The sequence below is a fragment of the Plastoroseomonas hellenica genome (genome assembly GCF_018129085.1).
Classification (GTDB): domain Bacteria; phylum Pseudomonadota; class Alphaproteobacteria; order Acetobacterales; family Acetobacteraceae; genus Plastoroseomonas; species Plastoroseomonas hellenica.
The window spans coordinates 71,108-85,300 of the sequence record NZ_JAAGBB010000007.1 but is presented as its reverse complement, the minus strand read 5'-3'; the positions used below and the strand labels follow the sequence as shown (position 1 = coordinate 85,300).

The window sequence follows — 14,193 nt, the reverse complement described above, 5'->3', positions numbered from 1 at the left end:
GGCGTTCCCCGGTACGAGCTTCGCGCGTCACCCCACCTCGGAAAGCGGGGCCGGATTGCCTCCCGGCAATGACAGCGCCGCCGCCATCCGCTTAGTGTCGCCGTCATGCAGATGACCTTGGCCGACCTCCTCTCTCCGATGACCACGGAGCGCTTCTTCGCGGAGTACTACGACCGCCAGCCCCTGCTCGTGCGAGGTGGGGCGGAGAAGTTCGCGCAGGTGATCTCCTGGCGGCAGATCAACCGCCTGCTGGACATGACTCATATCTGGTCGAGCGCCAGCTTCCGCATGGTGATGGACAACGCCACCGTGCCGCCGGAGAAGTTCTGCCTGCGCGCCCAGGGCCGCGACGGCCAGCCGGTTCTGCAGCCGAACGCCCGCCTGGTGCAGGAATGGATCAAGCGCGGCGCCAGCGCTGTCATGAACGACGTGGACAGTCTGACGCCGGGCCTCGCTGCCGTCTCCGCGGCGCTGGAGGGGGCCGGGCTCGGCAAGGCCCAGGCGAATATCTACATCTCCTGGCAGGACCACCCGGCCTTCGCCACGCATTACGACACGCATGACGTCTGGGCGGTGCAGGTCGAAGGCGAGAAGAGCTGGAACATCTGGGAAGGCCGCGCCGAATGGCCGATCCCGCACCCGGTCTTCCGCGGCCAGCCGCAGGCGCATCATGACCAGGCGCGGGGCAAGCTGCGCGAGCGCATCCTGATGAAGACCGGCGACCTGCTCTATCTGCCGCGCGGCTGGTACCACGACGCGCTGGCCGAGGCTTCCGCCAGCGTCCACGTCACCTATGGCGTGCATGCGCCGCTCGGGATGGACGTGATGAACATCCTGCTGGAGCGGGCGCTGCACGACACCACCTTCCGCCAGCCGCTGCCGCGCCAGGATGGCAGCGCGCCGGCGCAATTCGCGCTCTCGACCCGGATCGGGCAGCTCGGGCAACGCCTGGCGGAGCTCTGCCGCGACCCCAAAGTCATGGAGGTGATCCGGGGCTTCATCGCCGACTACCATTATGACCGCGGCGGCTTCGACCTGCTGGCGGCGCGCGGCATCGCACCCGCTGTCGCCCCGGTCGCTGCCAATGGCGCCGACGCCGTCGTGTTCCGGGTGCTGGCGCAAGGCGCGAAGCCGGTGCGGCGCGGTGCCGAATGGGCCCTGAAGACGCCTCAGGGCGCGCTCGCCCTCGATGCGGCCGAGGCCGAGGCGGCCGGCTGGGTGCTGGCACGGAACGACGTGACCGAACCGGAGCTCGCCGCCGCGCATCCCGGGGCGGCGGCCGGCGCGCTGCTCCGGAAGCTGGCCGATGGCGGGCTGCTGTTGCCGACGTGAGCCCCAATTCCGGTTGAGCCCAGCGCCATCACGGAAGAAGCTGCCGTGATGGACGCCACCGACCGCCGAATCCTCCGCGCGCTCTCCAACCAGGCCCGGCAGACCAATGCCGAGCTGGCGGAGAGCGTCGGTCTCTCGCCCTCCCCCTGCTGGACGCGGGTGAAGCGGCTGGAGCAGGCCGGGGTGATCCAGGGCTATCACGCGCTACTGGACCAGGCGGCGCTCGGCATGCCGGACACCGTCTTCCTCGAGATCCAGATGGAGAAGCACGACGACACCATCCTGCACCGCTTCGAGGAAGCGGTCGCGGAGATGCCGGAGGTGCTGGAGGCCTGGCTGGTCAGCGGCGAATACGACTACGTGCTGAAGGTCGCGGTCGGCGGCACCGCGGGCTACGAGAAGCTGCTGCGCGAGAAGATCTATCGCCTCCCCGGCATCCGCCACACGCGTTCGAGCTTCACGCTCCGCCTGCTCAAGAGGCGGTTCTCACCTGAGCCGGGATGAGAGGGCAGGCGGAGCATTTTTCCTTGTCCTCAAACGCCGGCGCCGGCATCCGCCGGCTTGGCTTGCGCGCTGTCAGGGCGCGTTGGCGACAACGGTCGGTCGCGCGCGGGGCCGCATTCGCGGCCCCGGAGCATCGGCTTCGCCTCGCTCCGCAGGAACCGGTGGCGGCCTACAGCCGCGGAGGCGCGGTAGGAGGGCCTGCCCTACGAAGCCTCGGCGAAGGAGGGTGCGGCCGCGGGTGTGCTGGCCATCGTATCTGGTTTAAACACGCCGATCATGATCCCACTCGCACTCACCATGGGCGAGCCCGCCGGTATCGGGCTCGAGGTCACGGGCGGCGCCTGGACGGCTCTGCGCATGGACGGCCCGGCCTTCTTCCTGATCGGCGATGCGGATGCGGTGCATGGCGTGCCGGTGCGGCGGATCGCGGTGCCGGAAGAGGCGACCGGAAGCTTCGCCGAGGCGCTCCCCGTGCTGCATCGCCCGCTGCCGACGCCAGCGGTGCCCGGCCGAATCGACGCCGCGCATGCACCCGCGGTGATCGCGTCCATCGAGGAAGCGGTGGCGCTGGCCCGCCTCGGTCGCGCCAGTGGCGTGGTGACCAATCCGATCCAGAAATCCTCGCTCTATGCCGCGGGCTTCCGCCACCCCGGCCACACCGAGTTCCTGGGCGAAATCGCAGGCACCGGCCTACCGCCGGTGATGATGCTCGCCTCGCCCATGCTGCGCGTGGTGCCGGTGACGGTGCATGAGCCGCTGGCCGCCGCCATCGCCCGGCTGACGCCGGCGCTGATCGCGGAGCATGCCCGCATCACCCATGCCGCGCTGATCCGCGACTTCGGCATTGCCCGCCCGCGCCTCGCGGTCGCCGGGCTCAATCCGCATGCCGGCGAGGCCGGCACGCTCGGGCGCGAGGATATCGAGATCGTCGCCCCCGCGGTCGCCATGCTGCTTGCGGAGGGCATCGATGCGCGCGGCCCGATGCCGCCCGACACGCTGTTCACCGCCAAGGCGCGCCCCGGCTATGACGTCGCGATCTGCCTCTACCACGACCAGGCGCTGATCCCGATCAAGGCGCTCGACATGGATGGCGGCGTCAACGTCACGCTCGGCCTTTCCATCGTGCGCACCAGCCCGGACCACGGCACCGCGCTCGACATCGCGGGCCGCGGCATTGCCGATCCCTCCTCCCTCATCGCCGCCATCCGGCTCGCCGCCGAGATCGCCCGGAATCGCATGCCATGACGCCGCTCCTGCTCTCCGTGAATATCGACCACGTCGCGACGCTCAGGAATGCGCGCGGCGGCATTCATCCCTGCCCTGTCGCGGCCGCGCAGCTCGCCATCGCCTCGGGTGCCGACGGCATCACCCTGCATCTGCGCGAGGACCGGCGCCACATCCGCGACGGCGACCTGGAGCGCATCGCCGCCGAGGTCGCGGCGCCGCTCAACTTCGAGATGGCGGCGACCGAGGAGATGATCGGCTTCGCCGAGCGCCTGCGCCCGCATGCCTGCTGCATCGTGCCGGAGAAGCGCGCCGAGCTCACCACGGAAGGCGGGCTCGATGTGATCCGCGCCGGCGCGCCGCTCGCCGCCAGCGTCGCGCGGCTGCGAGCGGCCGGCGTGCGTGTGTCGATCTTCGTCGAAGCCGACCGCGCCCAGATCGAGGCGGCGGCCGCGATCGGGGCTGAGGTCGTCGAGCTGCACACCGGTGCCTATGCCGATGCCGCGCCCGATGCCCGCGCGCCGCATCTCGCACGGCTCGCCGCAGGAGCAAAGGTCGCGGCGGCCGCCGGCCTGATCTGCCATGCCGGCCATGGCCTCGCCTATGACAGCGTCGGCGCTGTCGCCGCCTTCCCGGAGGTCTCCGAGGTCAGCATCGGCCATTTCCTGATCGGCCAGGCGGTCTTCGAAGGCCTGCCCGCCGTCATCGCCCGCTTCAAGGCGCTGATCGCGGAGGCAAGACAGGGTTAGCCGCCGCGATGCACGACATGGAGCTTGTTGCCCTCGGGGTCGCGCAGATAGGCGCCGTAGTAGTCAGGCGCGTAATGCGGCCGTAGCCCTGGCGCCCCTTCGTCGCTGCCGCCGGCGGCGAGGCCCGCTTCATGCACGGCGTCGACCGCCGCGCGGTCCGGCGCGGTGAAGGCGGTCATGGTGCCGTTGCCGGGCGTTGCGGGATGGCCATCATGCGGGCGGGTGACGAAGAAGGTCGGGCCATCCTTCTCCCGCCGCCAGGCGGCATGGCCGAATTCCTCGCTGGTCATGACCCGTCGAATGCCGAGCGGCGCCAGCACCCGGTCATAGAAGGCGATCAGCGCCGCGAGATCCCGCGCGCCGATGGTGACATGGCTGAACATCGGACCTCCTTTCCTATTCCGGCTCGATCCCTGCCGCGCGCGCCAGCTCGCGCCAGGTGGCGATCTCGCGTGCGATGAAACTGCCGAATTCCTGTGGCGTCGAGCTCCCCGGCTCGAAGCCGAGATCGGCCAGGCGCGCCGCGGTGTCCGGCCGGTCCCAGACGCGGCGGATGGTTGCGTTCAGCCCCGCCGCGATCTCGGGCGGCAACCGCGGCGGTGCGATGACGCCTGCCCAGGAGGCGATGTCGAAGCCCGGCACCCCGGCCTCATGCAGGGACGGCACCTCCGGCAGCAGCCGGCTGCGCAGCCGCGTGGTCTGCCCGAGGGCCCGCAGCTTGCCGGCGCGCATATGCGGACCGGCGGCGGGAAGATCGACAACCATGCCGCTGACCCTGCCGCCGATCACATCCGTCATCGCCGGCGGCGTGCTGCGATAGGGCACGTGCAGCAGGTCGACGCCGGCGAGCCGCGCCAGGGTCGCGCCCGCCATGATGCCGGTGCCATTGCCCGAGGCGTAGCTGAGCTGCCCTGGCCGGGCGCGTGCCAACGTCAGGAAGCCGGCAAGATCGGTCGCCGGCACGGATTCTCCGATGACGAAGGCGAAGATGTAGTTGCCGGCCCGCATGATCGGGGTGCAGTCGGCGATGGGATCGTAGTCGAGGTGCCGCATCAGGGTCGGGTTGGCGGCGTGCGGGGTGTTGGTGGTCATCATCAGCGTGTGCCCGTCGGGCGCCGCGCGGGCATTGGCGACCGCGGCGATGGAGCCATTGGCGCCGGCGCGATTGTCCACCACCACGCGCTGGCCCCATTCGCCTTCCAGGAGGTTCGCCAGGATGCGGGAGATGGCGTCGGTGCCGGAGCCGGCGCCGAAGGGCACCAGCAGGGTGACGGGGCGGCTCGGCTTCCACTCGCCCTGAGCATGGACGATGGCTGGGGCCGCGGCGGCGGCGGCGAGCAGGGCACGGCGCGGGATGGGCATGACGTCCTCCTCCTCTTCCTTATCGGATCTTAACCGCAGCCTCCCCGAGCGACGGCCAGGCTGTCCACAGGCTTTCATTCCGTGCGCGCACAGCGTATGCGCCGAGGATGGCCGTCTTCGCCGCCCTGCTTGTCGCCTCGCTGGCCGCGCTGCTGGCCGCACCCGGCGCGGCGCTGGCGCAGGAGGATCCCTGGGGCCTCTGCCGCCCGGCGATCGAGCGTGCCTCGGCGGAGGCAGGCATCCCGGCAGGGCTGATGATGGCAATCGCCCGCGTCGAGAGCGGACGGCGGGAGCCGCTGAGCGGCCGGATCGAACCCTGGCCCTATGCGATCAATGCCGGCGGCGAAGGCCGCTATGCGGGAAGCCAGGCGGAGGCGGTCGCGCTGGTGCAGGGCTATCTGATCAGCGGCCAGCGCTCGATCGACGTCGGGTGCATGCAGGTGAACCTGGCGCATCACGCGACCGCCTTCGGCAGCCTCACGGAGGCCTTCGATCCCCTGACCAATGCCCGCTACGCGGCGTCCTTCCTGCGGCGGCTGGAGCAGCAGGGCGGCTGGGATGCGGCGGTCGCCCGCTACCACTCCGCGACGCCGGAGCGTGGCGAGCCCTACCGCGCCCGGGTCATGGCGGCGATGGCGGGTTTGCCGATCCCCGGCGGGGTCGCGGCGCCGCCCGCCCGCACCCCGGATCCGCATGTGATCGTGCTCTCCCCGGCGGCGTCGCAGGTCCGGGTCGAAGTGCTGGGCCGCCGGCGGAGCGAGGCGCCAACACCGGCGCAGCCACCGCCCATGCGGGGGCGCGTGATCCTGATCGTCCGGCCCCGCTGAGCATGCAGGCCTGGCTTTCCGACCCGGCGCTCTGGGTTCCCATGCTGCTGGCATTGGCGCTGCTGGGCTTCGCGGCGCTGCACGACCTCGCGGCGCGGATCATCCCGGACTGGGTATCGCTGGCGCTGCTGCCGATCGGGTTTTGGCTGCGGATCTGGCAGGGCGGCGCGCTCTGGGCGCTGGTAGCGCTGCTGCTGGTGTTCGCAGCCGCGGTGCTGGTCTGGCGCCTGGGCGCGCTGGGCGGCGGCGACGTGAAGCTGCTGAGCGCCGCAACGCCGCTGCTGCCGCCTTCGGAAGTGCCGACCCTGCTGGTGGCGGTGGCGCTGGCAGGCGGAGCGCTGGCGCTGCTCTATCTCCTACTGCGGCCGCTGCTGCGCGGCAGGGAAGCAGGCGCTCGCCCGCGCGGATTGCTGGCGCGGGTCGGGCGTATCGAGCGCTGGCGGATCGGGCGCGGCGGGCCGCTGCCCTATGGCATCGCGATCGCCGCCGGCGCGGCGTGGGCGATGCTCGGAAGCAGCGGCTTCTAAGCGAGCACAGCGCTCATCTGCTTAGCGCGTATACCGATTTTCAATGTCTTGCCTCCTAGGTTGGCCGTCAGAGCCCGAAAACACCGGAACTCCCCCAGTCGGTTCTTCATGGGCAGCCGGTTCTTTCGGAGCGCGGACGGCTGAGTGCGCCTCTCCGGGACGCATTCGGTCCGCACGCCTCGCAGGATGCGGGCGGACAGGCTTCCCGGGGATCGCGCCGCCGCCGGCGGCTTTCTAAAGAGGATATGCCATGCAGCTCGTTTCCATGCTTCGCGGTGCGCTGAAGGATCGCAAGGGCGTCACCGCCCTGGAGTACGGCCTGATCGCGGCCCTGATCGCTGTCGTGATCGTCGTCTCTGTGACCGCTCTCGGCCCCCGGCTCTCCAACACCTTCAACGCCATCGCCAACGCGCTTCCCGCCTAACGCTCACTGACCACCACAGCGGCACTGGCGAGACGATCGCCGGTGCCGCCGTTCCATGGCGCCTCAGGCGCCACCTGAGGAGCACGCCATGCTGCGCGCCTTGCTGTTCGTCATGATGGCGCTCGGCTTCATCGGCATGGGCGCCGTTGCCTGGATCGGCCTGCGTCCGCCGCCGGCCCAACAGCAGCAGCAGGACGCCCAGGCGCTTGCACCCACTGTGGTCCCGGAGGCTCCGCCCCCCCCGCCGCAGCGCGTCTCGGTGCTGGTCGCAGCGCGCAATCTCCGTGCGGGAGCCCTGCTGCGCAACGAAGACCTGGTGGCCCGGATGGTCCTTGCTTCCGAGATGCCTGCAGACGCCCGTCAGGAAGGGCGCGAGAGCCGCACCGCAATTCAAGGTGCGCTAATTCGTCGCGGGCTGCGCGAAGGCGAGCCCGTGCTCGACTCTGATATCGTGATGCCTGGCGACCGGGGTTACCTGGCGGCCGCCCTCGGCCCCGACATGCGTGCCATCCCGATCGCGGTCGACCAGATTAGCGGCGCGGCCGGGCTCATCTGGCCGGGAGACCGCGTCGACGTGGTGCTGACTCAGCAGCTTCCATCCAACGACAGCGTACCGCTGACCCGTCGCATGGCCGGCGAAACCATCGTCAACGACGTCCGCGTCATAGCCGTGGATCAGAACCTCGTGCAAGGCGCGCTGTCCGAAGGCGGCGACGGCGGCTTCCGTCCAGCACGCGTCATCACCCTCGAAGTCACGGTCCCCCAGGCGGAGCGCCTGTCGGTGGCGCGCCGCCTCGGCGTGTTGTCGCTCCTGGTCCGGCCGGTGCAGGACGCCATCCCGACGGACGCCGTAGCCGTGCCCGTGCCTGGCGGCGTTGTCTGGGGCGGCGATGCTTCCGCCGCGCTGCGTCAGGGCCAGAACACGCTGGCGCCGGCAACGACCATGCAGATCTTCCGGGGACGCGACGAGCGACAGGAGGTGCGCTTCTGATGCGCCGAACGCAATTCACCCTGGTGGCCCTGCTGCTGATCCCGCCGGGCGCTGCCCTGGCGCAGGCGCCATTGACGCCCGTGCCGCAGGCTTCAGCCTCGCCGACGCTGCAACCGGTAACGCCGCCACAGCCGGTCGTCGATGCTCGCACGCTGCTGATGCGCCCCGGCCAACCCGTCGCGATCGAAGCCGGCATCGGGCGCGTCCTGCAATTGCCGCGCGCTGCGGCCAGCGTCTTCGCCGCCGATCCACAGATCGCCGAGGTCCGTGCCGCAAGCCCGACCACGTTGTTCCTGTTCGGCGCCGGCCCGGGCCGCACCACGGTTGCGGCGCTTGACGCGCAAGGTGCGCCGATCGCGCAGTTCGAGGTCACCGTCCGCCCCTCGGCCTATGGCGCCGGCGAGGCGCAGGCCGCAATCGCGCGCGTCATGCCCGGCCGCCGCGTCCGTGCCGAGACGCGGGGCGACGGGATCGCGCTCTTTGGCGAGGTGACCAGCGCCGCCGAAGCCGAGCAGGCGCAACGCATCGCCCGCGGCTATGTGCAGGGCAACCAGACCGTGGACAACCGGCTGACCGTGCTCGGCCAGACCCAAGTCAACCTCCGCGTCCGTATTGCCGAGGTCTCGCGTCAGGTGACGCGGGAGTTCGGCATCAACTGGACGGCGCTCGGCAACACTGGGCGCTGGGCTCTCGGCGGCGCGACCTCGACCGCCATCAGCACTGCCGGCACCGTCGCCGGCACCCTCGCCGGGAGCTTCCGCAGCGGCGGCTTCTCGCTCGACGCCGTCGTCGATGCGCTGGCGCAGGATCAGCTCGCGACTATGCTTGCCGAGCCCAACCTGACGGCGATGAGCGGCGAAACGGCGAGCTTCCTCGTCGGCGGAGAGTATCCGATCCCCGTCGCCGGTGGCGGCAACAACAACAATACGGTCACCGTCACCTACCGCAGCTTCGGCGTCTCATTGGCATTCGTGCCAACCGTCCTGAGCCAGGGCCGAATTTCCCTCCGTGTTCGCCCGGAAGTCAGCGAGATCAGCGATGTCGGCGCCTTCACGATCAGCAACGGGACTAGCGGCACTGGCATCACCGTGCCTGGGCTGACGGTGCGCCGCGCGGAGACGACCGTCGAGCTCGGGAGCGGCCAGAGCTTTGCGATCGCCGGCCTCCTCTCCGATTCGACACGACGCACCAACCGCGGCCTGCCATGGCTTGGCGAAATCCCGATCCTCGGCGCTCTCTTCCGTTCCGATCGCTACCAGCGCAACGAGACCGAGTTGGTGATCATCGTAACTCCCTACATCGTCCGCCCGGTGAGCGATCCCAATTCTCTGCGCGAGCCGACTGCAAGCGCTCCACCGGCCGATGACGTCGATCGCTGGCTCCTCCTCCGCCAGGTGGCACGAGCGCGCGGCACGCCGCCTGCCATTCCTGGCGACGCCGGGTTCGCCCTACCATGAGTCGCGCTGTCACCTGGTCCCGCGCAGCCCTTGCGCTGGCATTGCTGACCGCCTCGGGCTGTGCCGTCGACCCCTTTGCGCGGGAGGGCGTCTGGCGTCCCAGTGCCGTCAACGAGACCAATCTCCGTGCCATGGTCGCCGATCCGCGTGACCTCCAGCAGGGGGTCGGGGAGCCCGGGGCCAATGGCGCTGCCGCTGCCGCAGCGGTGCAGCGCCTGCTGGAAGACCGCGTGCGGCCGCTGCCGGCCGTCAGCACCGCGGGGGCCGGCGGGAGCAGCAACTGATGCCACCGCCTTCGGAAGCCGCTGCCGCCCCTTCCCTCACCCGCACCGATCGGAAGCGCATCGTCTGCTTCACAACGGACCCTGCGACCGAAGCGGCACTGCGCGATGGCTTCTCGGATCCGGCGCAGGAGCCGCCGGATGTGCGGCGCGGTGACATCGTCGCGGCCATCGCTGCATTGCGCCGCATGCCGACGCCGCATGTGCTGTTGGTGGACGTTTCCGGCCACGCACAACCCCTCGCCGCGCTCGACGACCTGTCGCATGTGGTCGAGCCCGACGTCCAGGTTCTGGTGATCGGCGACCGGCAGGATCTCGGCTTCTATCGGCATCTCACGCGCGGCCTCGGCATCGCGGACTACCTCTACAAGCCGATCTCGGCGACGATGGTCGCCGAGGCCTTCGCCCCCCTGGTCTCCAAGCGGCGAACGGTCGAGCCGATGGCGCGGGGTGGCCGGATGATCGCGATCACCGGGGCCCGTGGCGGCGCCGGCGCCTCCACCGTCGCCGTCAACCTCGCCTGGTATCTGGCGAACGCGGCGCAGCGGCACACCATCCTGCTTGATGCCGATCTCCATCGCGGCACCGGGGCGCTACTGCTCGGTACCCAGACTGGGAGCGGCCTACGCGCCGCGCTTGAATTTCCCGATCGCGTCGATGAGCTCTTCATCGAGCGCAGCGCTCAGTTCGTCAGCGAGCGCCTGCACGTCCTCGCCGGCGAGGAATCGCTCGAGGACCAGCCAGGATTCACCTCCGGTGCGACGCAGCGCCTCGTCGGCACGCTGCGCCGACGCTATAACTACATCGTCGCCGACGTGCCCTTCCGGAACGAGGCATTCAGCCGCGAACTCTGTGACCTTGCACAGCAGCGCGTGGTCGTCATGGAGCCGCAGCTCGCCGCGTTGCGCGACGCGCTGCGGCTGATGCGCCTGCCCGTCGGCAGCGGCCAGGTGCACAGACCGTTGCTGGTGCTGAACCGCGGGCGCCGCAAGGGTGTGCTGTCAATCAAGCAGGTGAGCGAGACGCTGGGGCAGCCGCCGGATGTCATCATCCCGGAAGGGGCCTCCCGCCTGGAATCGGCCGAGACGATGGGGGAACCGGCGGTCGCGAAGAGCGGCGCCTTCCGAGCGGCGATCACGCAGCTCGCGCATGCCTGTGGCGCCGTGAGTGCCGCGCCGAAGCGCCGCGGCCTGTTCGGATTGTTCCGTAAGTGATCGGCGCCGTTACCCCCATCTTCGGCCGGCGCCGTTCGGACACCGACGCGGAGACCGAGCCACAGGCGATATCCGAGCCGGTGCCCGCCCGCCGGTCGGGTGCCGAAGCGTCCACCACCGAAGTCGCGGCCCCGGCGGCTGACCCGGTGCAAGCGGCCGGAACCTCGCTCTCCGCTCTGCGGGCCATCTGTCTCTCCCGCATGGACCCGTCGAGCGTCGCGGGCTTGCCGCCCGATCGCTTGGCGAGCGAGCTGGAGCGCTTGGTGGCGGCCATTGCCTCCGAACAACGGCTGCAGCTCAACGCCCGCGAACAGCGCCAGCTCGCGCTCGATCTGGTGGACGACATGCTGGGCCTCGGCCCCCTGGAGCCGTTGCTCGAGGACGAGTCCATCACGGACATCATGGTGAACGGACCGCACCGCGTCTTCGTCGAGCAGCGTGGCAAGCTGACACTCAGCCAGGTGCAGTTCCGCGACCTGCAGCACGTGGCCAATGTCGCGCAGCGCATCGCCGCCGCCGTCGGCCGCCGGGTGGACGAGGCGAGCCCGATGGTCGACGCGCGGCTTGCAGACGGCAGCCGCGTCAACATCGTCTTCCCACCACTCGCCCTTGACGGCCCCAGCATCTCGATCCGCAAATTCGCCCGTCGGCGGATCGGCTTCGAACAGTTGGTGGGATTCGGCTCGATGACGCGCCAAGTCGCGCGGCTTCTGCAGATCGCGGCGAAATGCCGGCTCAACGTCATCATCTCGGGCGGCACCGGGTCAGGCAAGACCACCTTGTTGAATGCTATGAGTCAGCTCATCGATCCGACCGAGCGCATCGTGACGATCGAGGATGCGGCCGAGCTTCAGCTCCAGCAGCCGCATGTGGTCAGGCTGGAGACGCGGCCACCCTCGCTCGAAGGCAAGGGGGAGATCACCCAGCGCGACCTGGTCCGCAATGCGCTGCGCATGCGTCCGGACCGCATCATCCTCGGCGAGTGCCGTGGGCCAGAGGCCTTCGACATGCTCCAGGCCATGAACACCGGCCATGACGGCAGCATGAGCACGATCCACGCCAACACCTCCCGCGACGCGCTGATCCGCATCGAGAACATGGTGCTGATGGGCAGCTTCGGCCTGCCATCCAAGGCGATCCGCACCCAGGTCGCGAGTGCCATCGACCTGATCGTGCAGGTGGAGCGCCAGCGCGACGGCGGCCGCCGCCTGATCCAATTGACTGAGCTGGTCGGCATGGAAGGCGACGTCTTCACGCTGAACGACATCGCGTTGCTGGAGCAGCTCGGGGAAAGCGAGAACGGTCGCCTTCGTACCCGCTACAAGATCAGCGCCGCGCGGCCGAGCTTCGATGAGCGCCTGGCCTATTTCGGGCAGTCCGAAGCCTGGGCACAGACCTTGCTGGACATCGCTTCCTGATGTCCGGCAGTTCCCGCGGCATGCTGCTCCTGGCGGCGGGGATCGGCTGCGTCCTGCTGATGGCATTCTGCGTCTGGGCGCTCAATGCGATCACCCGGCAGGACAAGGTGGCGGCCCGCATCGCCGTCGCGGTCGGCCGCCAGCCGGGCAAGGTGCGCCACATCCTGCCGGTCGGCGCCATCACGCAACTCGCGCCGAGCCGGAAGACTCTCGCGCAGGCGACAACCAGCTTCTTCGGTGTCGACCTGCGCCGTTCGGATGAATATCCGATGCGATGGTGGCTGGTGATTCTGGTGATGCTGCCGCTGGCTCGGGCCATGGCCGGCCTGGCCGCCCTGCTGGCCGATGACCTCCTGGTCCTCGCGACGCCCGCGGTCTGGGTCATGCTGTCCCGCAGCTTCTTCGGTTGGGCTGAGGAGCGCCGGCGCCACATCCTGTTCCGACAGTTTCCGGATGCGCTGGCGATGATTGTCCGCGCGGTCCGAGTGGGCATCCCGATCACCGGCGCCATTGCCGCGGCTGCCCGGGAAAGCCCGCAGCCAACGGCACGGGAGTTCCAGGCGATGACCGACCGGCTCGCGATCGGCATGCAGCTTCAGGAAGCGCTGAACGAAACCGCGATGCGTAACGGCGTCACCGAGTACCGCTTCTTTGCGACCGCCTTGTCGCTGCAGGCGCGCACCGGCGGATCACCGACCGAAGCGCTCGAAAATTTGGCCGACGTAATCCGCCGTCGCGTGGCGTTGCAGGAGCGTGGCCGGGCGCTCGCCAGCCAGGCACGCGCCAGCGCCATCGTCCTGGTGGGCTTGCCGATCGTGATCGCACTGCTGCTGACGGTGATCAACTTCGACTACATATCGCTGCTGTTCACCGACCCGATGGGCCGCAGCATCCTGGCGACGGCAATCGTCCTGCTCAGCATCGGCATGTACACGATGCGGGTGATGATCAGGAAGTCGCTGTCGTGACGCCGGACCTGCTGCTCCTCCTCGGCATCCTGGCGGTGTTGTTCATCACGACCGTCATGCTGATGCTGCGCGGCATGACGCAGCGGCAGCGGGTCGCACAGCGGCTGCGCAGCATCAAGCCGGGTGCGGAGCGCGTGCTGACACTCTCGCCGGCAAGTGCCGCGCTCGGTCGCGTCGAGGGGCTGGGTGCTTCCGTCGTGCGGGGTCGCCTGCTGTCACCGTCGACGCTGGAAGGGCTGGAGCAGACCTTGCGGGCCGCCGGCTTCCGTGGGGAGCGCGCGCTCGGTCTCTTCGTCGGCGCGAAGATCATGCTCCTGCTGGCGACCCCCCTCGCCTTCGCACTGGGCTGCTATCTGCTGGAGCTCGATGAAACCGGCATGCTCATTGGCGCCATGGTCGGGGGCGCGATCGGCCTCCTGGCGCCGGACTTTATCGCTTCACGCCTGCGCGCCCGCTACCTGGCGCGACTGGAACGAGGGTTGCCGGATGGGCTGGATCTATTGGTGATCTGCGCCGAAGCGGGCCTCGCGCTGCAGCCTGCGATGCAACGGGTGGTGGATGAGATCGCCGGCGTCTTTCCGCAGGTCGCCGCCGAATTCCGGCTGACCTTGCATGAGCTTCGCGTCCTGACTGACCGGCGGGAGGCGCTGACCCGCATGGGCAAGCGCACCCGCGTCATAGCGCTGCAGCGCCTGGCGCAGACCCTCATCCAGAGCATCCAGTACGGGACGCCCATGTCGCAGGCGCTCCGCATGCTGGCAGCCGAGCTACGGCAGGAGCAGTTGCTGCGGTTCGAGGCACGGGCCGCGCGGCTGCCGGTGCTGCTGACATTGCCAATGGTCGCCTTCATCCTGCCGACCTTGTTCTTGGTGGTCGGCGGGCCGGCCGCGGTGCAGGTCATGCGCCTGTGGTAGC

The 14,193-nt window shown here is 69.7% G+C and carries 16 protein-coding genes; 14 read left to right on the top strand and 2 right to left on the bottom strand.

Annotated elements, in window-relative coordinates; translation table 11 throughout:
* Positions 1–105: 105 nt before the first annotated feature.
* The 4 genes from GXW71_RS07755 (at position 106) to GXW71_RS07740 (ending at position 3,809) form a co-directional block, all read left to right on the top strand.
* The gene (locus GXW71_RS07755; protein WP_211851848.1) at positions 106–1,332 is read left to right on the top strand and encodes a cupin domain-containing protein; all 1,227 of its coding nucleotides are present in this window, start codon (positions 106–108) and stop codon (positions 1,330–1,332) included.
* Between the two features lie 48 nt (positions 1,333–1,380).
* Positions 1,381–1,836, top strand: coding sequence for an Lrp/AsnC family transcriptional regulator (locus GXW71_RS07750; protein WP_211851847.1), 456 nt, complete (start codon positions 1,381–1,383; stop codon positions 1,834–1,836).
* A 276-nt stretch (positions 1,837–2,112) separates the two neighbouring features.
* Positions 2,113–3,081 (top strand): 4-hydroxythreonine-4-phosphate dehydrogenase PdxA, encoded by a 969-nt coding sequence (pdxA, locus tag GXW71_RS07745; protein ID WP_211851846.1) that lies wholly within the window; start codon positions 2,113–2,115, stop codon positions 3,079–3,081.
* Positions 3,078–3,809 carry a pyridoxine 5'-phosphate synthase gene (locus GXW71_RS07740; RefSeq protein ID WP_211851845.1) on the top strand — a complete coding sequence of 244 codons (732 nt, stop codon included), beginning with the start codon at positions 3,078–3,080 and terminating at the stop codon, positions 3,807–3,809. Before pdxA ends, GXW71_RS07740 begins: the two co-directional genes overlap by 4 nt.
* Here GXW71_RS07740 and GXW71_RS07735 read toward each other — a convergent pair.
* Positions 3,806–4,192, bottom strand: coding sequence for a VOC family protein (locus GXW71_RS07735; RefSeq protein WP_211851844.1), 387 nt, complete (start codon positions 4,190–4,192; stop codon positions 3,806–3,808). The two genes, GXW71_RS07740 and GXW71_RS07735, sit on opposite strands and share 4 nt — an antisense overlap.
* 13 nt (positions 4,193–4,205) lie before the next feature.
* A complete protein-coding gene (locus GXW71_RS07730) occupies positions 4,206–5,171 on the bottom strand; it encodes a Bug family tripartite tricarboxylate transporter substrate binding protein (protein ID WP_211851843.1) in 966 nt (321 codons plus the stop codon).
* A 107-nt stretch (positions 5,172–5,278) separates the two neighbouring features.
* On the opposite strand from GXW71_RS07730, the gene GXW71_RS07725 reads away from it, so the two are divergent.
* The 10 genes from GXW71_RS07725 to GXW71_RS35375 all read left to right on the top strand — a co-directional run bounded on the left by GXW71_RS07725 (position 5,279) and on the right by GXW71_RS35375 (position 14,192).
* Entirely contained in the window at positions 5,279–5,998 is a 720-nt protein-coding gene (locus tag GXW71_RS07725; protein ID WP_211851842.1) for a lytic transglycosylase domain-containing protein, read from the top strand.
* A 2-nt stretch (positions 5,999–6,000) separates the two neighbouring features.
* Entirely contained in the window at positions 6,001–6,525 is a 525-nt protein-coding gene (locus GXW71_RS07720; RefSeq protein ID WP_211851841.1) for an A24 family peptidase, read from the top strand.
* A gap of 250 nt (positions 6,526–6,775) precedes the next feature.
* On the top strand, positions 6,776–6,949 hold the full coding sequence (locus GXW71_RS07715) for a Flp family type IVb pilin (RefSeq protein ID WP_211851840.1): 174 nt from the start codon (positions 6,776–6,778) through the stop codon (positions 6,947–6,949).
* 88 nt (positions 6,950–7,037) lie between these two features.
* Positions 7,038–7,940 (top strand): Flp pilus assembly protein CpaB, encoded by a 903-nt coding sequence (cpaB, locus tag GXW71_RS07710; protein ID WP_211851839.1) that lies wholly within the window; start codon positions 7,038–7,040, stop codon positions 7,938–7,940.
* Positions 7,940–9,397, top strand: a complete 1,458-nt coding sequence (locus GXW71_RS07705; RefSeq protein ID WP_211851838.1) for a type II and III secretion system protein family protein — start codon at positions 7,940–7,942, stop codon at positions 9,395–9,397. The genes cpaB and GXW71_RS07705 overlap by 1 nt, the downstream gene beginning before the upstream one ends.
* Positions 9,394–9,681: a hypothetical protein gene (locus GXW71_RS07700; RefSeq protein ID WP_211851837.1), complete on the top strand. Its 288-nt coding sequence runs from the start codon at positions 9,394–9,396 to the stop codon at positions 9,679–9,681. The genes GXW71_RS07705 and GXW71_RS07700 overlap by 4 nt, the downstream gene beginning before the upstream one ends.
* Positions 9,681–10,892 carry an AAA family ATPase gene (locus tag GXW71_RS07695; protein ID WP_211851836.1) on the top strand — a complete coding sequence of 404 codons (1,212 nt, stop codon included), beginning with the start codon at positions 9,681–9,683 and terminating at the stop codon, positions 10,890–10,892. Before GXW71_RS07700 ends, GXW71_RS07695 begins: the two co-directional genes overlap by 1 nt.
* Positions 10,889–12,310: a CpaF family protein gene (locus GXW71_RS07690; RefSeq protein WP_367617265.1), complete on the top strand. Its 1,422-nt coding sequence runs from the start codon at positions 10,889–10,891 to the stop codon at positions 12,308–12,310. The genes GXW71_RS07695 and GXW71_RS07690 overlap by 4 nt, the downstream gene beginning before the upstream one ends.
* Positions 12,310–13,278, top strand: a complete 969-nt coding sequence (locus tag GXW71_RS07685) for a type II secretion system F family protein (protein WP_211851835.1) — start codon at positions 12,310–12,312, stop codon at positions 13,276–13,278. Before GXW71_RS07690 ends, GXW71_RS07685 begins: the two co-directional genes overlap by 1 nt.
* Positions 13,275–14,192 carry a type II secretion system F family protein gene (locus GXW71_RS35375; protein ID WP_211851834.1) on the top strand — a complete coding sequence of 306 codons (918 nt, stop codon included), beginning with the start codon at positions 13,275–13,277 and terminating at the stop codon, positions 14,190–14,192. Before GXW71_RS07685 ends, GXW71_RS35375 begins: the two co-directional genes overlap by 4 nt.
* Position 14,193: the final 1 nt, after the last annotated feature.

What these genes read in the sequence shown, in the direction of transcription:
- GXW71_RS07755 (WP_211851848.1), top strand. Translation starts at nt 106, where the DNA reads ATGCAGATGACCTTGGCCGACCTCCTCTCTCCGATGACCACGGAGCGC.
- GXW71_RS07750 (WP_211851847.1), top strand. Translation starts at nt 1,381, where the DNA reads ATGGACGCCACCGACCGCCGAATCCTCCGCGCGCTCTCCAACCAGGCC.
- pdxA (WP_211851846.1), top strand. Translation starts at nt 2,113, where the DNA reads ATGATCCCACTCGCACTCACCATGGGCGAGCCCGCCGGTATCGGGCTC.
- GXW71_RS07740 (WP_211851845.1), top strand. Translation starts at nt 3,078, where the DNA reads ATGACGCCGCTCCTGCTCTCCGTGAATATCGACCACGTCGCGACGCTC.
- GXW71_RS07735 (WP_211851844.1), bottom strand. Translation starts at nt 4,192, where the DNA reads ATGTTCAGCCATGTCACCATCGGCGCGCGGGATCTCGCGGCGCTGATC.
- GXW71_RS07730 (WP_211851843.1), bottom strand. Translation starts at nt 5,171, where the DNA reads ATGCCCATCCCGCGCCGTGCCCTGCTCGCCGCCGCCGCCGCGGCCCCA.
- GXW71_RS07725 (WP_211851842.1), top strand. Translation starts at nt 5,279, where the DNA reads ATGGCCGTCTTCGCCGCCCTGCTTGTCGCCTCGCTGGCCGCGCTGCTG.
- GXW71_RS07720 (WP_211851841.1), top strand. Translation starts at nt 6,001, where the DNA reads ATGCAGGCCTGGCTTTCCGACCCGGCGCTCTGGGTTCCCATGCTGCTG.
- GXW71_RS07715 (WP_211851840.1), top strand. Translation starts at nt 6,776, where the DNA reads ATGCAGCTCGTTTCCATGCTTCGCGGTGCGCTGAAGGATCGCAAGGGC.
- cpaB (WP_211851839.1), top strand. Translation starts at nt 7,038, where the DNA reads ATGCTGCGCGCCTTGCTGTTCGTCATGATGGCGCTCGGCTTCATCGGC.
- GXW71_RS07705 (WP_211851838.1), top strand. Translation starts at nt 7,940, where the DNA reads ATGCGCCGAACGCAATTCACCCTGGTGGCCCTGCTGCTGATCCCGCCG.
- GXW71_RS07700 (WP_211851837.1), top strand. Translation starts at nt 9,394, where the DNA reads ATGAGTCGCGCTGTCACCTGGTCCCGCGCAGCCCTTGCGCTGGCATTG.
- GXW71_RS07695 (WP_211851836.1), top strand. Translation starts at nt 9,681, where the DNA reads ATGCCACCGCCTTCGGAAGCCGCTGCCGCCCCTTCCCTCACCCGCACC.
- GXW71_RS07685 (WP_211851835.1), top strand. Translation starts at nt 12,310, where the DNA reads ATGTCCGGCAGTTCCCGCGGCATGCTGCTCCTGGCGGCGGGGATCGGC.